At 61.1% G+C, this 22,607-nt stretch carries 13 protein-coding genes; 11 read left to right on the top strand and 2 right to left on the bottom strand.

Annotated elements, in window-relative coordinates:
* The first annotated feature begins 214 nt into the window (after positions 1–214).
* From LDN70_RS15835 to LDN70_RS15790, 10 genes are all read left to right on the top strand, one after another.
* Entirely contained in the window at positions 215–1,657 is a 1,443-nt protein-coding gene (locus LDN70_RS15835; protein WP_223940728.1) for a tetratricopeptide repeat protein, read from the top strand.
* A 363-nt stretch (positions 1,658–2,020) separates the two neighbouring features.
* Positions 2,021–2,623 (top strand): hypothetical protein, encoded by a 603-nt coding sequence (locus LDN70_RS15830; RefSeq protein WP_223940727.1) that lies wholly within the window; start codon positions 2,021–2,023, stop codon positions 2,621–2,623.
* Positions 2,624–3,017: 394 nt separating this feature from the next.
* Entirely contained in the window at positions 3,018–5,876 is a 2,859-nt protein-coding gene (locus LDN70_RS15825; RefSeq protein WP_353618938.1) for a chromosome condensation regulator RCC1, read from the top strand.
* A gap of 46 nt (positions 5,877–5,922) precedes the next feature.
* Positions 5,923–7,500 carry a polysaccharide pyruvyl transferase family protein gene (locus LDN70_RS15820; RefSeq protein ID WP_223940725.1) on the top strand — a complete coding sequence of 526 codons (1,578 nt, stop codon included), beginning with the start codon at positions 5,923–5,925 and terminating at the stop codon, positions 7,498–7,500.
* A gap of 92 nt (positions 7,501–7,592) precedes the next feature.
* A complete protein-coding gene (locus tag LDN70_RS15815) occupies positions 7,593–8,465 on the top strand; it encodes an MBL fold metallo-hydrolase (protein WP_223940724.1) in 873 nt (290 codons plus the stop codon).
* Positions 8,466–8,579: 114 nt separating this feature from the next.
* Positions 8,580–9,665, top strand: coding sequence for a hypothetical protein (locus LDN70_RS15810; RefSeq protein WP_223940723.1), 1,086 nt, complete (start codon positions 8,580–8,582; stop codon positions 9,663–9,665).
* A 98-nt stretch (positions 9,666–9,763) separates the two neighbouring features.
* The gene (locus tag LDN70_RS15805; protein ID WP_223940722.1) at positions 9,764–11,608 is read left to right on the top strand and encodes a cell wall anchor protein; all 1,845 of its coding nucleotides are present in this window, start codon (positions 9,764–9,766) and stop codon (positions 11,606–11,608) included.
* A 664-nt stretch (positions 11,609–12,272) separates the two neighbouring features.
* Positions 12,273–13,490 (top strand): MFS transporter, encoded by a 1,218-nt coding sequence (locus tag LDN70_RS15800; RefSeq protein WP_223940721.1) that lies wholly within the window; start codon positions 12,273–12,275, stop codon positions 13,488–13,490.
* A 257-nt stretch (positions 13,491–13,747) separates the two neighbouring features.
* A complete protein-coding gene (locus tag LDN70_RS15795) occupies positions 13,748–16,531 on the top strand; it encodes a S8 family serine peptidase (RefSeq protein WP_223940720.1) in 2,784 nt (927 codons plus the stop codon).
* A 202-nt stretch (positions 16,532–16,733) separates the two neighbouring features.
* Complete coding sequence (locus LDN70_RS15790) at positions 16,734–19,541, top strand: S8 family serine peptidase (RefSeq protein ID WP_223940719.1); 2,808 nt, start codon at positions 16,734–16,736, stop codon at positions 19,539–19,541.
* A gap of 101 nt (positions 19,542–19,642) precedes the next feature.
* Here the strand turns inward: LDN70_RS15790 and LDN70_RS15785 are convergent, their stop codons facing one another.
* Entirely contained in the window at positions 19,643–21,010 is a 1,368-nt protein-coding gene (locus LDN70_RS15785) for an acyltransferase family protein (RefSeq protein ID WP_223940718.1), read from the bottom strand.
* A 219-nt stretch (positions 21,011–21,229) separates the two neighbouring features.
* Between LDN70_RS15785 and LDN70_RS15780 the strand changes: the two genes are divergently transcribed.
* Positions 21,230–21,499 carry a hypothetical protein gene (locus tag LDN70_RS15780; RefSeq protein ID WP_142938226.1) on the top strand — a complete coding sequence of 90 codons (270 nt, stop codon included), beginning with the start codon at positions 21,230–21,232 and terminating at the stop codon, positions 21,497–21,499.
* Between the two features lie 48 nt (positions 21,500–21,547).
* Here LDN70_RS15780 and LDN70_RS15775 read toward each other — a convergent pair whose 3' ends face one another.
* Entirely contained in the window at positions 21,548–22,459 is a 912-nt protein-coding gene (locus LDN70_RS15775; RefSeq protein WP_223940717.1) for a phosphatase PAP2 family protein, read from the bottom strand.
* Positions 22,460–22,607: the final 148 nt, after the last annotated feature.

Raw genomic sequence — 22,607 nt, 5'->3', positions numbered from 1 at the left:
GGCAGCGATAGCGGCGGTTTTTCTCATTGCCGCACTGAGTTCCGTAGACCCCGGTGCTGCCATCGTTGGACGATGGCCGCGTTACGAAGGCCTGCCTGTCCTGCTTTTGTATGTGGGTCTATTGGTAGTCGGCGCAAGAGTACTTGGGGGGTCCACAGCGTCGAAAAGCAGGCGGTATCTGGTCCGAGGGCTGTGCTTCAGCATGCTCATTCTGATGCCTATCGCGGTGGTCGAGGCAGCTGGTCTTAGGCCCTTTGGCGGCGCCGACGATGTCCGTCCCGGAGCGACCTTGGGGAATGCCACGGACTTAGGCCTGGTGGGGTTGGTCGCATGCTTGCTGCTTGTGCCCTCGGCGTTGTGGACAAAGAACTGGCTGGCACAAATAGGTGCTGTTGCGGCAGGAGTGGTTACGGTCGCTTCCGGTTCACGGGCTTGCATTCTGGTTGTGGTTGTTTGCGGAACTGTGCTTTTCGGATTCAAGGCTTTCCAGCTCATGAGATCCGGAAAGCGAGTCCTCGCGCTCACTGCCCTTGCGGGCTTTTTGGGCGCTGCGGCCGTCTTGTCATGGTCCATCCCATCCGTCGCTGAGCGCTTGTTCAGTACGGAAACAGTCGCGGGTCGCGTGTATCTCTGGGAGGCATCCCTCCGGGCATTGTCAGGCAACGCGTTCGTTGGGCTTGGGGCCGGGCAATTCGTGGACGTTTTGCCTTCTCACCTATCCGACGCATTCGCCAGGAACGTGGGAACTGAGTTCCCGGCGGATAGCCCGCACATGGTGGCTCTCCAATTGGTCAGCGCAGGAGGACTGCTGTTCCTCCTGTCCGCGGGGGTAGTTATGTGTACGGTCATCGTGGCGGGCGTCAGGCGTAGCCGCGCCCTGCCGGTGAACGAACACAAACTGTTTCTGGTAGGCGCGCTGGCGGCAGTATGCGGCTACGGATTCGCCCTCATGACTCACTTCACCTCGCCGGGAACTACCGCCCTGGTGTGCGTTCTGGCCGGTGCCATCCTTGGAAATGCACCAGCACAGGAAGCAAACGCCGGGCGTCGGCCGGGCAAGGCTTTGAATTCAGTGCGCCTGGCAGCGGCAGGGCTTGCCTTGATGGGTGCCATCCTCAGTGGTGTGGCGGCAAGCGCAGAGCTGCCAATGAAATCCGGAACTGAGCTGGCTGCCAAGGGAGACATCCCGCTGGCCTCCAAGGAATTCGAACAGGCCAGGGCTTTGCGACCCTGGGACCAGGACCTAGATCTCCTAGCCGCCCAGGCGTTCGCTGTTCGGGCCGTCACCGGCGATACAACAGCGGCAGCTGCCGCAGTCACCTGGGCGAGTTCCGCCGTCGAGCGTAACCCGGGCTCCATGGAGGCACTGACGGCGCTTGCCGTTGGGCAACTTGGGACTGGCGACGTTGAGGCCGCATGGAAGACTCTGGACAGGCAGATTGAACGCTCTCCGTGGACGTCGGAGCCATACCTCCTCCGGGGACTTGCCAAAGCGAGCGGGCAGGATATGGCGGGCGCTATTGCCGATATTGAACGCGCAGCTGCGCTAACTCCTAAACCGGAGCGGGCGCTGACCATTCTGTCGGAGCTTTACGTGGTGTCCGGCCAGCCCGAAAAAGCTGCCGAAGTGGAGAAGCAGTTGGCTCAGGCTCGATAAATCCTTGTGACATGACAAAAATTCATCTGTCATATGTGGCGCATTCCCGGAGGGCATGCAATACGGTTTGGTCAGGCACGGTGTCGAGCCCATTATGGGTGGGAGATCTCGGGGTGAACGGTAATGCGAATTTCCGGAGCAGACAGGAAATACAATGCCCACGTGTGGATTCTGGCTTTGACAGTGGCCTCGCTCGTGTCCTGCGCGCCGAGCCCTGGAACGCCACCCGCGAATAGCCCCGTTGCAAGCCCCTCAGAGGCCGTTGTGCCCGTGGAATCTGTAACGCCCACACCAACGCAAACGCCGCTAACTGGTCCTGAAGCTGCCGGTACGAGAGGGCCGTCCGGCACTTTTGTTGCCCACATGAAAGATGTGGACGGCTACACTTTCGATCTCGATGTGAATGTCATAACGAGCTCTTTGGGCGAGACAGTGGCCGACGACAAGCCGGGCTTTATGAGTGCCAGGTTCCTGCTTGATATGGACCTCCACATAATAAACACCACTCCGGGACGCAACGTTTCCTTCAAAGGGGTGGACGGCGTGACTAAGCCCTTCGGTAATCCGAAGTTCCTGGTCAGCGCGCTCTGGAATAGTGACAGCCCCATTTGTCTATCGGCCGCTGAGTCCGCCAAACGCGCCACCAAACCATGCTCGATCCTGCTTGGCTTTGGATATGCAGACGTTTCAACTCCCGCTGGTGGTACCACTGCCCTGAAGGTTTTCAAAGGATCGCCCGGCGGGCACCAAACCGCCGGGATGGCCGGATTTCCTGAAACTGAGTGGCCAGCAATCAAAGAAGCCCTGACCAAGCCTGACGCATTCCTCGTCTCCTACGACGGAGGCGACTTCCGCCGTTTCGGTTGCCCTTTGCATGGATTCCTGGGTGCGATAGTGGGCGCTGATTCACCCGCCTATGAGTGTGGAGCCGTGATGCCCGAGCTCGTCAAACATCCCGCCACCTGAAACGTAGCTCTGGACCGCTGGGCCAATCTCGAATCAGGACGTAATGTGCGGGTGTACTTCCCGACTCTGTTGCAATCCCGGCTGTGGATGCCATCTAGTGGTTTTCTGAGTGTTGTCTGGGTGTCGCCGGTGTGTGGGGGTTGCGGTGTTTCGTCGTGGTGTGGCGTGGTTGGTTGCTGTTGTTGTGGTGGTGGTGCCGGGGTTGTTGGTGGTGCCGTCGGCGGTGGCTGCGGATCCGGTGGTGGAGAACGTGGTGTCGTTCTCGGATGTGCCGGCGGAGTCGCAGTTCGCGACGGAGATTTCGTGGTTGGCCGCGTCGGGTATTTCCACGGGCTGGGATGTTGGTGGCGGGGTGCGGCAGTATCGGCCGTTGGAGTCCATTGCCCGGAACGCGATGGCCGCGTTCTTGTACCGTCATGCCGGGTCCCCGGCGTTCACACCGCCCACGGTGTCGCCGTTCACGGATGTCCCGGTAGAGGCAGCGTTTTATAAGGAAATCACCTGGCTTGCCTCCACGGGTATTTCCACCGGCTGGGCTCTCGATGGCGGGGTGCGTGAGTATCGTCCGTTGTCTCCGATCGCCCGTGATGCGATGGCCGCGTTCTTGTACCGGTACGCGGACAAGCCAGCGTTCACGGCCCCACCGGTGTCTCCTTTTACGGATGTTCCCGCCGGTGGCGGGTTCTACACGGAGATCACCTGGTTGGCCGGGGCCGGGATTTCCACGGGCTGGGATGCTGGTAACGGTGCGCGTCAGTACCGGCCCTTTGACGGGATCGCCCGTGATGCGATGGCCGCGTTCCTCTACCGGTACGCGGGCCAGAAAACCCCGGCCGACCCGGGAAACCCTGCCGCGGGGACGGTCACGGTGGCCCCGGATGTTGAAGTCCTGGAACCCGCCCAACTCCAAACCGCCCAGGTGACCACCAACACCATTGCGTTGCCTTCGGATCAGGCCACGGACATCAAACCCAATGACGTACTGGTCTCCGGTGTTACTACCGGCACCCCGGACGGGCTCCTGGTCCGGGTAGTCCAGGTAGTGAGGGACCCGGGCGGAACCACCCTGGTGAAAACCAAACCCGCCACCGTGCCCGAGGCCGTGGTCTCCACGGGAGGTTTGCTCGAAGTGACCGGCACCCCGGTGAGTTCCGAGTTCATCCCCGCGCCCGACGTCGTGGTTGAACCTGACACGGCCCCCACATCAACCAGAACCGGCCCCGCAACCACACCGGACATGGCCCGGCCCTACGCGGCGGCAGCTGCGGAGGTGTTCAACAAATCCATGGTCCTGAGCAGGACCGTCAAGGGCGAGTTCGGCAAACCCGACGCGCCCTTGACCGGTGACGGGTCGGTGACCCTGAAGTCCTCCGTCACGGCCAAAGCCACAGCGAAAATGACACTGGAGACCGCCTTCCTGAGCCTGAAGGAAGTCTCGGTGGTCATCACCCCCTCGATCAAAGCCGAACACTCCCTCACGGCCGAGGGATCGTTGAAAGGCCAGGTCACCGCCAAACTGGGCGAGCTGAACTCCGCGTTTACGTTCATGGCCGGCCCGGTCCCGGTAGTAGTGACCAGCAACGCGACCATGAACGCGAACTTCTCCCTGGACGGGAACGCCGAGGTGGTGTTCTCCTCATCCCAGACCGTCACCAGCAACCACGGCTTCAAATACAACAACGGCGCGTTCAACCTGGTCAACGACAAACCCACTACCGCAGGAATCGAAAACGAGTACAAGGCCTCAGCATCCCTGACCGCACGAGCATCCCTGGACTTCGATGCCACGATCAAGCTTTACGGCATTGCCGGGATCACCTTCGGCATCGGCCCCTACGCGACCACCACCATCACCGTGACCGCCGCCAGCGGACAAGACCTCACCTGGACCTGCCCCTTGGAACTCGGCGTCGAAGGCCGACTCGGCGTCCTGGCAGGCATCAAAATACTCGGCTTCGACCTCGGCGAATGGAAAGCCACCGCAACCAACACCTGGCCCCTCTTCACCGCAAACCCCTGCCAAAACACCCCCGTCATCAAACCCCAACCAACAAACCCCACACCAACACCAACACCCACACCGACTGTGCCGGCCGGCGGTGACGGAGAGTATTCTTCAATAGCCCAGGGCCTTGGCTCCGGTTATGCCAGCAAAAGCGATGGAACAGCGTGGTCGTGGGGTACTAACGACTTCGGCCAATTAGGTAACGGCACGGTCGTCGACTGGTCCCAGCCACATCCGATGCAACCCGAGCAGATTCCCGGTCTAGAGAACGTGAAAGCTGTGGCGGCCGGAACTTACACCGGATACGCGTTGAAAAATGACGGCACCGTTTGGGGCTGGGGATCCAACATAAGTGGCTCCGTGGGAGACGGAACAATGATTCCGCGAAGGTCACCGGTACAAGTTCTTGGGCTGACCAATGTGATTGCAATCAGCGCTTCACAAGATACTGCCTATGCACTGAAATCTGATGGTTCAGTGTGGGGATGGGGTTTCAACTATTACAGATCTCTTGGTGGCACCGAGATGAATTATGCCGCCCCTGTTCAGGTGCCGGGATTGTCCAACGTCGATGCGATTGCCAGCGGTTCTGGATTTGTACTGGCACTAGAAAAGGGGAAGGTCTGGACATCCGGTTACGAGCTTGGCAGGACGCCGGGGGTGTCATACGGTGCCAGAGTAGTCGAAGGGCTGCCTGAGATCAGTTCGATCGCAGCGGGAGACGTTGGCTACGCCTTGGCCACTAATGGCTCGGTATGGGCATGGGGCGCCAATCACAACGGCCAGTTGGGTGACGGTTCAACGGTGAATCGTTATGTGCCGGTGCAGGTATATGGCCTTTCCGGTGTTGTGGCCGTTGCAGCGGCGTCCGACGCCGGGACCGGTTTCGCTCTCCGTGCCGATGGGTCTGTTTGGTCTTGGGGGACCAACTACTACGGAAACCTAGGAGACGGGACAACTACCACCCGGATCGTACCTGGGCCAGTGGCAGGACTTGCCGGAGCAACAAGAATAGTTGGAGGGAACTACAACGGCTTTGCAACTACTGGCGATGGAGGCTTGTGGGGTTGGGGAGCGAACGGGCACAACAACGAAATGATGGTTCCCGGCGCGTTGGGTGATGGAACGGCTACTAACAGGCCCTCCCCGATTCGTCTCAATGAGGCTTGGAATCGGGCAATGGCTACATCTGCGTTGGGTATCGGCCCGCTGCAATCATCGTATGGCGGACCAAGCGACTTCCAATAACCCGGTACGCTGGAAGCTGTTTTTTGCGTCCAACCACCGGAGTGTCGTGCGAGTTGTAGTTCTTGGGGATATTGGTCAGCCCGTTTATCACGTGGGTGACGAAGCCATGACCCATGCCGTGGTGGACGAACTGCGCGCCAGCGGAGTGACGGACATTGTGCTGTTGTCGCGGGATCCGGAGCAGAGCACCAGGATCTTTGGCACCGAGTCAGTGAAGACCTTGGAGTTCCCGTGGCCTCCTCACCGGCGTGAGAGGTACCTGCACGAGATCAAGGCCATCCTCGCAGGGGACATGTCTGCCCTTCCCGGTGAAGACCAGGTTCATGCACTCATTGAAACCATAGAGGGCTGCGACGGCGTAGTAATCGCCGGTGGCGGGAACATGACTTCCCCCTACGGCTGGCTGCTCTACGAAAGGGCAGCGGTGGGCGCCATCGCCAACGCCTTGGGCAAGCCGCTGGTCATTTCCGGGCAAACTCTTGGGCCTGTTCTGACGGGCCCTGACTATGACACGGTTGTGGAACTCTTCCGCTCAGCAACGCTCACCAGTGTCCGCGAACAAACCTCGTGGGAACTGATGCGGAACGCCGACGTGCCGGCCGGGTTGACGCTCGACGACGCGAGCTTCTTTGAGGTGGACCACGCCCTTCCGGCCGCCCTCGAACTGGATCAGGTGACGTACAAGCCCCAACCGGGCCGGCCTTTCCTGGTAGCCACATTTGCGCCCGGCACCGGCGCCATGGATAAGGATGCTTTCAACCAGCGGATCGCTGAGGTGCTGGACAGAATCGCCGACGCCGGCAAGCTGGATGTTGTGATGATCGCCCACATGTCGCACCCGGGCAAAGCCGACATCGACATTGAAACCCACCAGGACATCCGGCGCAGGATGAACACGGAGAACGTGATGGTCTGCGGTCAGCTGTCAGCGGAGGAGTCTGCGTCGTTGACGATGCAGGCCGAGATTGTGGTGGCGAGCCGGTACCACCCGATCGTCTTCGCACTGTCCGCAGGCGTTCCTTGCCTGGGAATCGCCGTGGACTACTACGGTGAGGTGCGGATCGGTGGGGCACTTGCAAACTGGGGTCTCGGCCACACCATGCGTTCCCTCCGCCACTTGGCCACTCCGGAATTCGATGCTTTCGTAGACCGGTTCCTGGCCAGCAACAATGACATCCGTTCATATCTGAAGCAACTGAGCCCCGCCCAAGGCGAGTTCCAACGCGCCTGGTGGGACGCCGTCGTCGAAACCCTCAAGGGCTCACGACCGGAAGCTCCGGTTCTTGTCAGCCCGGAGCCGGCCTTTCTGGAACTCGCATCCGATGAGCACCCGGCAGTGGCCCAGCTGACGGCCAACAACGAACTGCACATTGGCCACCAGTCGGTAGAGCTCTATGGCCTGACACACCTCCTGGAGGACACCCGTGGAAGCCTCGGCGCAATGGAAGCGGTCCGGGACGGGCTGCGGGACGAGCTGAACCAAGTCACCGGCGCGCTTGCAGCCAAGGAATCTGAAGGCCACCAACTCCGGATCGAACGCGACTATCTGCAGGAGAAGCTTCAGTTGTTGGAGTCGTCCCTGCTGGTGCGTGCGTGCCGAAAGCTCCGGCTGCTGCCGCGCTAAGGAAGGCCGCCTGCCTTCCAGCATTCGCACGGATTCCATGGGTAGAGTAGAGGCCTGAACATCGCCGGATTGCAGTGGATACGGAGCACGAATTGTCAGCTTGGCTAGAACTCGGACCGGACAACTACGTCTTGGAAACCGAGGGATCGTTACTCAATACCGGGCTTGTGGTGGGCTCTGAACTCGCCATGGTCATCGATACCGGCTGCGGCCCGCGCCAGGGCCGGGAGATCCTCGCTGCAGTTCGCGAAAAGACCCAGCTTCCGCTGGTTGTGGTGAACACCCACGCGCACTACGACCACTTCTTCGGTAACGCTGTTTTTGCCGACGACGGCGTCACGGAGTTTTGGGCGCACGCCAACTGTGCGGCGGCCATAGAAAGCGACGCCGACAACCAGCGACGCTTCGTGGCCACCAACGAACCTGAGATGGCAGCGGGGGAGGGCGACGCCGTCGACATCGTTGTCCCTAACGCGCTGGTCCATGACCAGCCTGTCCTGGTGGACCTCGGCGGGGTTACCGCCACCCTCTTCTACCTCGGCCGCGCGCACACCGACGGCGACCTGCTTGTTGGCACGAGTTCCACGCTGTTTGTGGGCGACCTGGTGGAGCAGGGCGCGCATCCGTCGTTCGAGGACTCGTACCCGGAGGAATGGGCGGATGCGTTACGGCACATCTCGGCCCTGCGCCACCGCTACGAATTCCTGGTCCCCGGCCACGGCAAGCCCGTAAGCGATGAGTTCGTGAAAACCATGGCGGACACCATGAGCACCGCGGTTCGGCAGGCAACGCAGTCCATTCGGGACATGCCATCCGACGCTACTAAAGCAATTCCTGTGCTTCCGTACGGACCTGAACAATCCCGCTGGTTTATCAAAAGGCTTCAGGAAACCAATGCCCAAGGCCGCACGTCGCTGGCTACCCCGGACTTCGGGCCGGAAAAGACCGGTTTCTATCCGTCATAAACAAGGTTCCTTACAAATTTGTCATCTTCTTTACTCCTAACCATGGACTAATCGCTTAGTCCCGTCCTAGGATGAAGGCGACCATTGGTTCGCGACTACCTGGGGGTGTCCGAGATGACGGGTTCACGCGTGTTTCCGCGTGCTACCAGCATTCTCCGCTCCATCATGGTCGCTGGCGCTGGCACCGCAATCTGGATGGCACTTTCCGCCTCGGCTGCAACTGCAGATACGGGAACCTCTGACAAAACCCTTCTTGGATCTGTCACGTCCTCAACATCGGTGAGCATCCCCGTGCCGAACGTACCTCTACCGAACGTGGTCAAGGGACTGGTACCCACCAACCAGATCAACGTCCATGTGCCTGCCGTGACGCCCCTCGTGGAACACGTTGGCGGCACGGTTGATCATGTGGTTTCAGCTGTCCCGGTGGTCAACCACGTGGTCCCGTCAGACACTGCAGGAACTGTGGTGAACACGGTGGTGGCTCCTGTTACTAACACCGTAGACCACACCGTGAACGTAGTTGTTCCGCCGGTGAACCAGGTTTTGGAACCTGCCCGGCTGGAACCTGTCACTGACGTAGTGTCCCCGATTGTGGACCCGATTGTCGGCGTTGTGGACGGTGTTGTAGGCACCGTGCTGCCGCCCGTCGAAGCCGTAGTTCCGCCAGTAGTCGCTCCGCCTGTTCCGCCTGTGGCAGTTCCGCCGGTGGTGGCGCCTCCCGTCACTGCACCCGAGACTCCCGCTGTGCCGGGAACCGACGCTCCTGTTGCCCCCGCTGCGGCGGAAGCCGGCACTTTGGCGACGACCGGCGTCGTACATTCCACAGGCACAACTCTTCTTGAGACCGGCAAACTGGACCCACGCGTCACTCGACCCGGAGTGAACGCCAGCGCTTCGGGGCTGCTGAATCCCGCACGAAACTTCGGTCCCACCGGGATCACGGCGGTGCTCGGCGGTGCCTCCTCAGCCGACGATCCTGCCGCGCCTGCGGACCTGACTCCCGACCCCGCAGCAGTCCCCGGCAGCCTCACGGGAGCCGGCTCCGGAAACTCCCAAAACGGTCCGCCCAGCCCAGCAGCAGCATTCCTGCAGGGCGCCCTGATCATCCCCGTCGACGCTCTTCCCGGCCTGGCAACGGCCGGCAACGAACAACATCCAACGCCGGTGTGCTTCGACCCCGGCTCCTCTCCTGACTAGTTCCCCCACCAGCCGCACAGCTCTTCGCGGCAGACGGTCATTCAGGCGATCCGTCACTCGGACGCCCTTGGGAACAACGTCTTCAGGAGAGAACCACAATGAACACGACCATACGCAAGTGCCTCATCGGCACATGCTTTGCAGGGGGCATGATCGTCCTCAGCGCCACAGCGGCAAACGCCGCTGACACCACCAGCGGCAAAGACGGAATCCTTTCCGGCACGCAAGTGGTGGCACCCGTAACAGCGCCGATAAGCCTCGGCGGAACATCACTTGGACTATTGGGGGATTCAGCAGCTACCGTCTCGGCACCTGCTGCAGGTTCGAGTGCCGCCGGCGCGGGCCCGGCGCCGACGGCCACCACCAACGGTTCCAACAGCATCGGCTCCGGAACGCAGATAGTTGCTCCGGTAACGGTGCCCATAAACCTGGGCTCGTCATCAGTGGGTCTGCTGGGGGGCTCCACTGCGACGAGCTCAGCCACACCTGCCGCTCCAGCCGCACCTGCGGCTGCAGCGGCTGCAACAAGTCCGACGCCGGCAGCCAGCACCAGCGGTTCGGACGGTATCGCCTCGGGAACCCAAGTAGTGGCACCGGTGACTGTGCCGATCAGCTTGGGCTCGACCTCAGCTGGTGTCCTTGGCGACTCCGTTGCTACAACTTCAGCTCCTGCGCCGGCCCCTGCTGCGGCTCCGGCCCCAGCCTCAGCACCGGCGCAGGCAACCACGTCGGGGGGAGAGAGTATCGCATCCGGCGCTCAGGTAGTGGCTCCGATTTCGGTCCCTGTTAACATCGGAGCCACTGCCGTGGGTGTTGGCGGAGACTCCTCTGCTACCTCCGGCTCAGCTGCTTCTTCTGGTGCGTCGGTTCCTTCGGGTGCTTCGACCTCGGGTGCTTCCACATCCGGTTCAGAAGGCATTGCCTCAGGTACGCAGGTTGTTGCTCCTGTGACGGTGCCGATCAACCTGGGTTCCACCTCGGCTGGTCTGCTGGGTGATTCCTCCGCCACGAACTCTGGTGCTGGTTCGACTAGTGCTCCGGCGCCTGCTCCTTCGGGCGCTTCGACCTCGGGTTCAGATGGCATTGGTTCGGGTACGCAGGTTGTTGCTCCTGTGACGGTGCCGATCAACGTGGGTTCCACCTCGGCTGGTTTGCTGGGTGACTCATCTGCCGCGAACACCGGCACCACCGGTGGAACTGCTCCGGCAGGCACCACGTCCGGCAGCACTACGTCCGGCAGCGATGGAGTTCTTTCCGGCACCCAGCTGATCATCCCGATCACGGCTCCCGTAACCCTCGGTTCCACCTCGGCTGGTTTGCTGGGTGATTCCTCCGCTACGAACACTGATACCACTGGTGGAACTGCTCCGTCGGGCACCACGTCCGGTAGCACCACCACCGGCAGCGACGGAATTCTTTCCGGCACCCAGCTGATCATCCCGATCACGGCTCCCGTAACCCTCGGTTCCACCTCGGTGGGAATTGGTGGGGGATCGACAGCCACTGTGAACCCTCCGGTGGTGAATCCTCCGGTGGTGAATCCGCCGGTTGTGAATCCTCCGGTGGTGAATCCGCCGGTTGTGAATCCTCCGGTGGTGAATCCTCCTGTGGTGAATCCTCCGGTTGTGAACCCTCCGGTGGTGAATCCTCCTGTTGTGAACCCTCCGGTGGTGAATCCTCCTGTTGTGAACCCTCCGGTTGTCAATCCTCCTGCAAGTGTTGGAGTTAGCACGGGTGCCGGTACCCAGGCCAGCGCTGTAGTGGCGCAGGGTGCCGCCAAGGGAGCAGTGACGGCGGCAGCCTCCACCGCCGTCGGAAGTGCCAACACCTTGGCCAACACCGGCCTGAACGGTCAGTGGGTTCTCTTGGCAGGGGCCATGCTCCTGATGGGACTCCTGCTCGCAGTAGCTGGCCGCCGCAAGGCAGCAGCCAGCCGCCGCTAAGCCAAGGAAGTAATCTCACTTCGCATGTAGTTGTTGCGGCTCCGACACCCCGGAGCCGCAACAATTGCGCGCACCCCCCCGCACGCCCCACCCCCGCACCCCCACGCTGCGTCGCTAGCCTTAGCGCCGATCGCCCCGGTAACCTCTGGTGCGATTGGCGCGAAAGGGTGCGGCCCTGACTACGAAGGGGAGCGCCCGCCGGCAAAGGGTGCGCAGCGAGGAAAACGGTGCGAGTCACGAAGGGGAGCGCCCGGCGGCAAAGGGTGCGCAACGGGGAAAGGGGTGCGAGCCAGCCGGTCACACGGGCCTGCCCCAGCCACCACCAACCACCAGTCACCCACGAGCGATCACCGACCACGAACCAAGAACCACCGATAACCGCTACCGTTAGCGCCGATCGCCCCCGTTATCTCTGGTGCGAGTGGCGCGAAAGGGTGCGGCCCTGACCAGGAAGGAGAGCGCCGGGCGGCAAAAGGTGCACAGCGCGGAAAACGGTGCAAGCCACGAAGGGGAGCGCTGGGCGGCAAGGAGTGCGCAGCGCGGAAAACGGCGCAAGCCAAGAAGTGGAGCGCCGGGCGGCAAAGGTTGCGCAGCGCGGTAACAGTGTGAGCCAGCCAGCCCCTCCAAGCAACCGCACGGTGAGGGCGGTCATAGGATGAAAGGGATGACCACCACCCAAGCAGACAAAAACTTCAGCCTCCGCAGTGTAGCGCTCCCGGCATTCGGGCCAGCTGTGCTCTTCTGTCTCGGTGAGGGTGCTGTCCTCCCGGTCATTGCGCTCTCAGCCCGCGACCTGGGCGCTTCGGTGGCTGTATCGGCGTTGATCGTGACGCTGATAGGCCTGGGATCGTGGCTGTTCAACATTCCGGCGTCGATCATCACCGAGAAATTCGGTGAACGGTGGTCAATCGTCGGAGCGGGAACTGTGGGTGCGATTGCCCTCGGCGCGGCGGCGTTCGCCCCGCAGATGGAACATGGGCTCTGGCTCTTGGCCGCCTCCATGACCCTGGTTGGCATGTCGGCCAGTGTCTTCAACCTCGCACGGCAAAAGTTCCTCACTGAGGCAGTCCCCGTCATGTTCCGGGCGCGTGCACTCTCAACCTTGGGCGGTGTCACCAGGATCGGCCTCTTCATCGGGCCATTCGTGGGCGCCGGCGTCATGCAGTTCGCCGGGATCAGCGGCGCCTATTGGGTGGGCTTTGGTGGCATGCTTGCCGCGGCCGTTTTGTCGCTCACCATTCCGGATCTGGTAGCCCCCGGAACGTCCGACGGCGGTCCCCGGCCCCCGGCGTCGACGTTGCGGAGCGTCGCGGTTTCCCATGCCGGTGTGTTCCTGACAGTTGGCTTCGGCATCCTCCTGCTGAGCGCATTGCGTGCATCGCGGCAGGTAGTCATCCCGCTGTGGGCGGACCATCTGGGACTCGACGCCACACATGCCTCGTTGATCTTCGGCTTGTCCGGAGCGATCGACATGCTGGTGTTCTACCCCGCTGGGAAGCTGATGGATAGGAAGGGCCGGCAATGGGTGGCCATCCCGTCAACGCTGATCATGGGAACCGCTCTGATTCTGATTCCGTTCACCGCCGGATTCGTCCCGCTCCTCTTGGTTGCTTTGCTCATCGGGTTCGGCAACGGCATCAGTTCGGGGCTCATTATGACGCTCGGCGCCGACTTCTCGCCGGACAACGGGCGGAGCCACTTCCTGGGCATCTGGCGATTCATGGCTGACTCGGGTGGTACCGGAGGACCTGTGCTGCTGTCCGGGTTAACGGCCGCGTTCTCGTTGTCGGCGGGCGTCTGGGCCACAGGCGTACTGGGGTTCGCAGCGGCAGTGGTGTTCGCCGTCGCAATTCCACGGCTGAAGCACCGGCGTAATTATTAGCTTTGCGAGGGTGGCTTCGAAACTCTTTTGGCTGTCCGCAGATGCATCTGAAACCTGAAGAAGTTGGATTTGTGCAGTATGCAATAGGTAGGGTCAGGTCGCCTCGCTCGAAGCGCCGGGAGACTCCCAGGGAATTCGCAGGAAAGCCCAAGTGTGGCTAAACTCATGCTGGCCGCAGTCTCGCGGCCATTTTTCCGCGCTCTTGGGGGCGTTTGAGCAGAGGGCGCTGTCTTATGCAGATCCGACGGAGAGCCCGCATGCGCTCTCAAGTAATTCTTGCTGGCATTATCGCGATAGTGGGAGCCAGCTTGCCTGCGCTCCCAGCGGTAGCGGATGAGGTGCCGGCTCCGCCGAGTGCCGCAACTGAACCCACGCCCCACGGGACCGGTGTAATTGCAACGGACCAGTTCATTGTGAAATTCAAGGATCGGTACGGCATCAAGTCCGCGGATCGCCAGGCATCATTTGGACATGCCGCCAGTGCTGTGGGCGTTCCTGTACAAGCTGTCCGAACCACGGCCACAGGTGAAGACGTGGTGAAGACGGACCGGAGGCTCGGAACCGATGAAGCCAAAGAGCTTGTGGCGGCCCTGGCATCGGATCCGAACGTGGAATACGCGGAGCCGGACGTCATCATGCGTGCGTTTTCGGCAGCGCCGAACGATACTCACTACCCTATCCAGTGGGCCCACTCGGCTGAACCCGGAGGGATCCACGTCCGGGAGGCATGGGACTACAGCCAAGGTGAAGGGGCCGTGGTGGCCGTCATCGACACCGGCATCCTTGATCACAGCGATCTAAACCCCAATATCCTGCCTGGCTACGACATGATTAGCACAGCTGCGGTGGCACGTGATGGCAATGGGCGGGATGCGGACCCCACCGACAAGGGCGACTACAGCAGCGCCGGTCAGTGCGGTGTCGGAGAGCCTGCAGAACCGTCGTCCTGGCACGGAACGCATGTGTCCGGCATTATCGCAGCGGTTGCCGGAAATGGGAAAGGCATAGCGGGTGTGGCACCCAAAGCCAAAGTAGTGCCAGTAAGGGTGCTGGGTTTGTGCGGTGGTTACACCTCGGACATCACCGACGGAATCGTATGGGCAGTAGGCGGCAACGTTCCTGGCGTACCGGTCAATCCCAATCCCGCCCGGGTTGTCAATCTCAGCCTGGGAGCGGAGGCTGCATGCCCCTCCGCGTTCCAGAGTGCTCTGGATTTCGCGTCGACACGCAACGCGTCCGTGGTGGTGGCAGCCGGAAACGAGAACATGGACGCAACCTATGTCAGCCCCGCAAATTGCCGGAACGTCATCACTGTGGCGGCCAGTACCCGCGCAAAGCAACGTGCGTATTACTCCAATTACGGGAACAACGTTGATCTTTCAGCCCCGGGAGGTGACATGAGATACCAGGTTACGGATGGCGTGGTATCTACGCTCAACAATGGTCGGGACGTTGCAACCGGGGAAGAGTATTACATCAAGGCCGGAACCTCCATGGCGGCGCCACACGTTTCAGCCGTGGCCGCCATGATCACTGTGATGAAGCCATCTGCTACGCCATTCGAAGTGGAACAGAGACTTCGCGCCAATATTTCTCTGATGAGCTACTGTGCTGTCTGCGGTACGGGATTGCTGAACGCTGCGGCGGCCTTGAAGGATGTATGGATGGACGTGACTCCCATCGTTCCGAGCAAACCGACCATTGAAGGCAAGCCGAAAGTCGGCGAAACTCTGTCTGCCTATACGAGCCCATGGGTTCCAGTCGGACGGCTAGCAATGTACTACCAGTGGAATCGGAACGGCGTTCCCATTCCCGATGGTTACCCTTTTTCCTACACTCTGACACCTGAGGACCTGGGTGCCACCATCACCATTACTCAAACCGGGGTTCGAGCGGACGGGGCATCAGCCTCGGCGGTGTCTTTGCCGACCGCTCCCATCGGCCCGGGGCCGCTGGCTGCCTTAGAGCCGACCATCAGCGGCAGTGCCTACGTGGGCAGTGTTCTTACTGCGGAGACAGGTACCTGGGAACCTTCCCCTGTGGTCCACTCCTATCAGTGGAATCTAGGCGGTATTCCCATTGACGGTGCAGTGAACAGGGACTACACAGTGGTCAACGGGGACGCCGGTAAGCCCATCAGTGTCACAGTGACGGGGGACAAGCTGGGCTACACAACACAGTCACTAAGCAGTAAGCCGACTGTTGCCGTGGTGCCGGCGGACAAGGTGGTTTCTCCGCTGCCGGTTACCTTCGCCGAAGCCCCTTATATGGAAGACGATAGGTACACGATTCCAACATCTCCGGGTGTTAAGTACCAGGTGGACGGCGTAACGGTAGCCGCGGGATTGCACCTTGCCAGAGGGCAGGTGAGAGTTGTTGCAACCGCCGAAGATGGATACATGCTCCGAACGGGAGCACCAGCCCTGTGGACCGCTTACTTCAGCATGAGGGGGCCAAACTTCACCGCTCCAGCGGTTTCACCCTTCAAGGATGTTCTGACAACGCAACAGTTTTACAAAGAGATGTCCTGGTTGGCCGATCGGAAGATCTCCGCGGGTTGGACGGACGTAAATCAGAACGTCACCTACCGTCCGTTGACGGCGATCAACCGCGACGCCATGGCAGCATTCCTATATCGCATGGCTGGCTCGCCAGAGTACACCCCGCCCGTCCAGTCGCCCTTCAAAGACGTGCTGACAACCCAGCAGTTTTACAAGGAGATGGCGTGGTTGGCGGAGACCGGGATTTCGTCGGGGTGGACGGAGAACGGTGCGCGTTTGTACAAGCCATTGACACCCATCAACCGCGACGCCATGGCAGCCTTCCTCTACCGCCTGGCTAACAAGCCTGACTACGTGGCCCCTCCGTGGCTGCCCTTCAACGACGTAAGCGCGAGTCAGCAGTTCTATAAGGAGATGGCTTGGATGTATGAGTCCGGTATTTCTTCCGGCTGGACTGATGCATACGGATCACGCACGTATCAGCCGCTGGCGCCCATCAACCGTGATGCCATGGCTGCTTTCCTGTACCGGATGCCTTAGCGCACCATAAAGAGGAACAAACGAAAATCAACCGGGGCCGGTTGCAGGAATTTCTGCAACTGGCCCCGGCCCTTTTGGGGTGACCATCAAGACTCACAGGGAATTCGCAGGAAAGTCCAAACTATGGCTAAACTCATGCTGGCCGCACTCTCGCGGCCATTTTTCCGCGCTCTTGGGGGCGTACGAGTAGAGGGCGCTGTTCATGCAGATCCGACGGAGAGCCAGTGTGCGCTCTCAAGTTATTATTGCGGGCGTTATTGCCCTGGTTGGAGCCGCCCTTCCGGCGTTGCCGGCCGTAGCCGATGAGACCCCGGTGCCAATGCCGAGTGCCGCGCCTCAGACGATGTCCACCTTTTCCGAAGAAATCCCCACGGATCAGTTCATTGTGAAGTTCAAGGAACGTGACGGCATCCAATCGGCGGACAGAAAGTCATCTTTCGGTCGGGCTGCCAGTGCAGTGGGCGTGCCTGTTGAATCCGTGCGCACCATGGCCACAGGTGAAGAAGTGGTCAGGACTGATCGGAAACTCGGCGCGGCAGAAGCCAGCGAACTCGTTTCAAACCTTGCGTCTGACCCGAGTGTTGAGTACGCCGAGCCGGACTCCATTATGCGGCCGTTTGCTACTTCGCCTAACGACACCTACTACGACCTCCAGTGGGCCCACGGCACAGGTAACGGTGGAATGGGCGTTCTTGGTGCCTGGGATGTCAGCCAAGGTGAGGGGAGCGTGGTTGCGGTTATCGACAGCGGCATCCTGAACCACAGCGACCTGAATGCGAACATCCTTCCCGGCTACGACATGATCAGCGAGCCGGAAATCGCCCGCGACGGCAACGGCCGTGACTCAAACCCGCGTGATGAAGGTGATGGGACCTACTACGGCCAGTGCGGCACCGGATGGCCCGCGGAGTACTCCTCGTGGCACGGAACGCATGTAGCAGGAATTATTGGTGCGGTTGCCGGGAACGGTAAGGGCGTTGCTGGCGTAGCCCCCAAAGCAAAGATTGTTCCGGTTCGCGCACTGGGTATCTGCGGTGGCTACGTTTCGGACATCGCTGACGCGATCGTCTGGGCCGCTGGTGGAACTGTTGCCGGGGTCCCTGCAAACCCCAATCCCGCACGCGTCATCAACCTCAGTCTTGGGGGCCCCGGAGCTTGCCCCGCTTCCTACCAAAATGCAGCAGATTTTGCCCGTGGCAAGGGCGCTTCTGTAGTAGTCGCTGCAGGCAATGAAAACATTGACGCATCTCAGGTCAGTCCCGCAAACTGCAAGAATGTTTTGGTTGTTGGAGCCACCAAGAAGGACGGCAACAGGGCCTATTACTCCAACTTTGGCGTGAACGTAGATGTTGCTGCGCCGGGCGGCGACATGAGGTTTTCCGGTGCCGATGGAATCGTCTCAACGCTAAATGCTGGTTTGGACGTAGCCACCACGGAGGACTACTACCTTAAGGAAGGCACCTCCATGGCTGCCCCGCATGTAGCTGCGGTGGCCGCCATGATGTACTCCAAGCTGCCCGCGCTGACCCCCGCCGACATCGAGTACCGATTGAAGGAGACAGCCCGGCCCGTCTACAACTGTAACTGTGGGGCGGGTCTGGTGGACGCCAGCAAAGCCCTCAGAATGCTTGCTGAAGATGTAGCGCCCATCGATCCAGGAACGCCCACTATCTATGGTCAGACCAAGGTGGGCGCGATGCTGACCGCCAATCCGGGATACTGGAGCCCAGGCCGGGTAGTCAACAGCTATCAGTGGCTGCGCAACGGGGAGCCCATTCCTTACCAGAGGCTTGACCAGTACGTGCTTGCCCCCGAAGACGCAAACGCAGTCATCTCGGTACGGGTGACCGGAGCAAAGACGTATGCCACGAGTGTGTCGGCAACCTCGGCCCCTACTTCCCCCATCACCCCTGCGGACATTTACTCGGTCGCCCCGAAGATCACCGGCCCAGCCTATGTTGGCAGCGTTCTCAAGGCAGACGTGCAGCCTTGGGGACCGGCTCCGGTAGCGCTCGCATACGAATGGAAGCGCAACGACGATCCGATAACCGGAGCCACTGGTTCGGAGTACAGCGTCACCGAGACTGATATCGGTGCGACGATCACCGTTACAGTGACAGGTACCAAATTTGGCCACACCACGGTGTCCTTGACCAGTGATGCGACTGCTGCAGTACTGCCAGCTGACAAGGCTGTGACCCCGGGAAGCGTCGCATTCGTGGACGCCCCGCTTACCGACCAGGACACGTACACCATCCCCGACACGGAGGGTGTTGAGTATCGCGTCGCAGGTGAAGTAGTAGCTGCAGGGACGCATCCGGCCACTGGTCGGATCACGGTCACGGCAGCGGCGAAGGACGGTTTCGTGCTCAGAGCCGGTTCTACGGTGGAGTGGACGGAACGCTTTAGTGCCAAGGGCCCGGACTTCGTGCCTCCCGCTGTATCGCCTTTCAAGGACGTGCTGACAACTCAGCAGTTCTACCGGGAAATGGCGTGGATGGCTGATGCAGGAATCTCCAAGGGATGGGTTGAGGCGGACAACTCAGTTACTTACCGCCCGCTGACTCCGATCAACCGCGACGCCATGGCAGCATTCCTGTACCGCATTGCCGGTTCGCCGGAGTACACCGCGCCGGCCCAGTCCCCCTTCAAGGACGTATCCACTACCCAGCAGTTCTACAAAGAGATGGCCTGGCTGGCGGAAAAGGGAATCTCCTCAGGCTGGACCGAGGGCGATGGATCCAAAACCTACAGGCCCTTGACGCCAATCAACCGCGACGCGATGGCGGCATTCCTTTACCGCTTGGCTGAGAAGCCGGACTTCCAGGAGCCCGCTACGTCACCCTTCCACGATGTGCTGACCACTCAGCAGTTCTACAAGGAAATGGCTTGGATGCTGGAGATGGAAATTTCCACGGGCTGGCTGGAAGCTAACGGCTCACGTAGCTATAAGCCACTTTCTCCCATCAACCGCGACGCCATGGCGGCATTCCTTTACCGCATGCCATAGCTGTTCGCGGGGGTCGCGACTTACCGACCTCTTTTGAACAAAGAACGGCCGCAGAACAACCCCATTAGGTTGTTCTGCGGCCCTTCGTCTTTCAAAGCAGGTCAGGAAGCCACGGCCCCGGACGAAACACTTCGCGGGGTCTTCCATGCCCGGTCCGGCAGCTTCCCGGACACCAGAGCTACGGCGAGCACCAGCAGCACCAGCCCCCAGCTAGCATTCGAAACGTCCAGCGCAGACCTCATCACCACGAACGGCGGGATGATCGCCAGCACGGTTCCGAGGGCGATGCGCCACATCGCCGGCCGCGATGCACCCGGTGCCAGCGCTGTGCTGGCAAGTTCCAGCCGGACCAGCGGGGTGGAAACGAGCAGCACCAAGGCCCAAGCAGCTACGTAGAACAGCGGCCGGGTGAGCCACCATACGGTGCCGGCCGGTTCGGGGAACGGCAGTCGCAGGACCAGAGCAATGCCAAACATGGCGATGATCAACGGCAGGTGCCACAGGTAGATGGTCATGGCCCGACTACCCACCACGAACATCACCTTCTGCACCCAACCGATGTGGACGCATCGCTGCAGCGCCGGGTAGACGGCCTTCACCAACAGAATGTGTGCCAGCCCTACCAGGATCAGGGGAAACATGGGCGGGTTCTGGCTGGTCAGCATGTCCACCGGATACGGCCCGGCATGCGTGAGTGGAACCATCACGGCGTAGCAGCCGGCAGCAGCAAGAACGAGCTTCCACTTGGCGAAACGGTCAAAGAAGCCGTCGGCGTAGAAGAACCCAAGCTGTTGAAGGAGGCCCCACACGAACACCATGTTCAGCAGGCCGATCGGGTTCGAGTCGAAACCCCAAGGGTTGCGTTCCAGGCCCAGACGAAAGACATCGACGACGACGGCGCCCGCGGCCAGCGCTGCGATGGTCCGGTAAGGCGCTGCCTCGTGGAATTTTGCCATGGTGGGGACCATGGCTTGGCAGATAATATACGCGGCCAGGAACCACAACTGCACTCCGGCGCCCGCAGCGATAACGGTGAGCAAATCGACGGGGACACCAGCCGCCGTCGCACTCCACAAAGCAATGGCGAGGAAGATGTACAAGGCGACCGTAGGCCGAACCAACCGCAGCACCCTGTTCCTGAGGTAATCGCCGGCATCGCCGCCTCTACGCTTCAGGCTGCGCCACGACGTGAGCGAGGCGAAGCCGCCCACAATAAAGAACAGGGGCATGACCTGGCCGAACCACGTACCTTGCGCAAACCAGCTCAACGACGTCAGGGGATTGCCCACGCCGATGCCGGACTCGTCCACGCTGATCCCCATCATGAGCAAATGAACCGCAACAACAGCAAACATGCAGGCAACGCGGATGAAGTCCACCACCAAATCGCGGGATGCGGGAACGGTGCCAGCCGGGGTGCTCCGGCGCGGGGCGGATTTGCGGGAGTCGGGCCTGAGGGTGGATGACATGCGAGCTCCTGTGCTTAGCAGTTGTTTGTCCATCGATTGGACTAACTGTAACTCATGAGGAGTAAGTAGTCGACGTCATCCCCGAAAATGTTGGTGATTGCAGGGTGGAATCGGCGCGGGTCGGCGTAGCCTAGAAGAGCACCTCCGTCCCTGATCAACCGAGTGTTCCACCGTCGCGCATGGCGCAGTTTGCGAATCTACCCCCACCAATGAAGGGCAGTGCTGATCGTTGTGCACATCAAAGAATTTTGGGACCAGCTTTCTCCCGAAACACAGCAATGGCTCGTCGACAATCCGGGAACCATGATTGTGCCGAGGACCGTCACCGCGATCATCAATGCGGAAACGGGGGAGGGGGACACCATGGATGCCCATGGTGGCACGGTGCTCACCGATGAGGATCGGCACTTCATCCAGGAGCAGGCCCGGAACCGCGTTTCGCCTTCCCCGGAGCCCAAATTCTTCGACTCGGTCCGTCCAGAGGACTAAGCGCCGGGTGCGGCGCACCCCTTAGCGCCGATCGCCCCACAAGGAGCGTCAGCCCTTGCGCGCCGCCATGCCAAATAGCCACGTGCCACCAAGGGCGGACAGGTATCCGGCGATCACGATGAAGGCGGTGCCGGCCCAGAAGTAGTCGATGGTGCTGTCTGTGCTGAGGCCGGGCATGACCTGGAGCAGCGAGTAGGCGGCAACAAAAGTAGCGATCGCCAGGGCCGCAACGGTAAGCCACACCCACAGCCGGGAAGCGGCCCAGTGTTCGCCGTAACCCGCCCAGACGTTCCAGCTGTTGCCGGTGCGGAGGATGAGCCATCCTGCCGGGAGCATGACGACGGCCACTACCAGGAATGCGGCCACGACGTCGGCCGGGCGGTGCCACTGGTTGATGAGCGTGGAGACGCCTGTTGCTACAGCGAAGGTGCTGCCGAGGAAGCCTGCCAGGGGGCGCCAGCGGGGCGAGACCATGAGGAACACGGCGGCTGCGGCGGACGCGGCCAGTGTGGTGTGTCCGGAGGGGAGTGAGTTCAGTACGAGTGTTTGTACGCCGCGGTCGGGCCGGTCCGGGATGAGGAGCTTGAGAATTTGTGTGGCTGCGTTGGCGGCGATGCACGCTGCCACTGCGATTACGGCGGCGGTCCATCGCCTGCGCGCCACGGTCACGAAGAGAACCATGATGGCTGCAATTGCCAGCGAAAGCATGGGGAGCATATCCAGGAATTCGGTGGAAGCCCTGCCGGCTGTTCCGCCCAGAACGGTAGCTTCAACCAGTGCGGACTCGTCGATGAACTGGCCGGCGGTGGTGCGCACAAAGAAGTAGTACGTCGCGGCCAGGCCAACGGCGCTGGCAATCGCGGCGAGGCAGAAGAGAAATCCTGTGCCCGCGCCGGCGGGGCGTCCTTGAAGCGGCCGTTTGCTCGACCTCCCGCTGGTGCGGAATTGCTGGGAACTCATTCAGACTAGACTGCCACAGTTCTCTGGATAGCTCGTGTGAGCCGCCCCCGAGCGTGGCGGCCGAAGGTGAGCCCTTGGCAACATTCCTGTGATGCTTGACACGTGTTAGGTGACAGGAATAGGCTTCCTAACACGTGTTAGGGAAGGA

Origin of the sequence: Arthrobacter sp. StoSoilB22, assembly GCF_019977315.1 — a bacterium.
Classification (GTDB): domain Bacteria; phylum Actinomycetota; class Actinomycetes; order Actinomycetales; family Micrococcaceae; genus Arthrobacter.
This window is presented reverse-complemented; position numbering and strand designations above follow the sequence as displayed.

What these genes read in the sequence shown, in the direction of transcription:
- LDN70_RS15835 (WP_223940728.1), top strand. Translation starts at nt 215, where the DNA reads ATGCCTATCGCGGTGGTCGAGGCAGCTGGTCTTAGGCCCTTTGGCGGC.
- LDN70_RS15830 (WP_223940727.1), top strand. Translation starts at nt 2,021, where the DNA reads ATGAAAGATGTGGACGGCTACACTTTCGATCTCGATGTGAATGTCATA.
- LDN70_RS15825 (WP_353618938.1), top strand. Translation starts at nt 3,018, where the DNA reads ATGGCCGCGTTCTTGTACCGTCATGCCGGGTCCCCGGCGTTCACACCG.
- LDN70_RS15810 (WP_223940723.1), top strand. Translation starts at nt 8,580, where the DNA reads ATGACGGGTTCACGCGTGTTTCCGCGTGCTACCAGCATTCTCCGCTCC.
- LDN70_RS15805 (WP_223940722.1), top strand. Translation starts at nt 9,764, where the DNA reads ATGAACACGACCATACGCAAGTGCCTCATCGGCACATGCTTTGCAGGG.
- LDN70_RS15800 (WP_223940721.1), top strand. Translation starts at nt 12,273, where the DNA reads ATGACCACCACCCAAGCAGACAAAAACTTCAGCCTCCGCAGTGTAGCG.
- LDN70_RS15795 (WP_223940720.1), top strand. Translation starts at nt 13,748, where the DNA reads ATGCGCTCTCAAGTAATTCTTGCTGGCATTATCGCGATAGTGGGAGCC.
- LDN70_RS15790 (WP_223940719.1), top strand. Translation starts at nt 16,734, where the DNA reads ATGCAGATCCGACGGAGAGCCAGTGTGCGCTCTCAAGTTATTATTGCG.
- LDN70_RS15785 (WP_223940718.1), bottom strand. Translation starts at nt 21,010, where the DNA reads ATGTCATCCACCCTCAGGCCCGACTCCCGCAAATCCGCCCCGCGCCGG.
- LDN70_RS15775 (WP_223940717.1), bottom strand. Translation starts at nt 22,459, where the DNA reads ATGAGTTCCCAGCAATTCCGCACCAGCGGGAGGTCGAGCAAACGGCCG.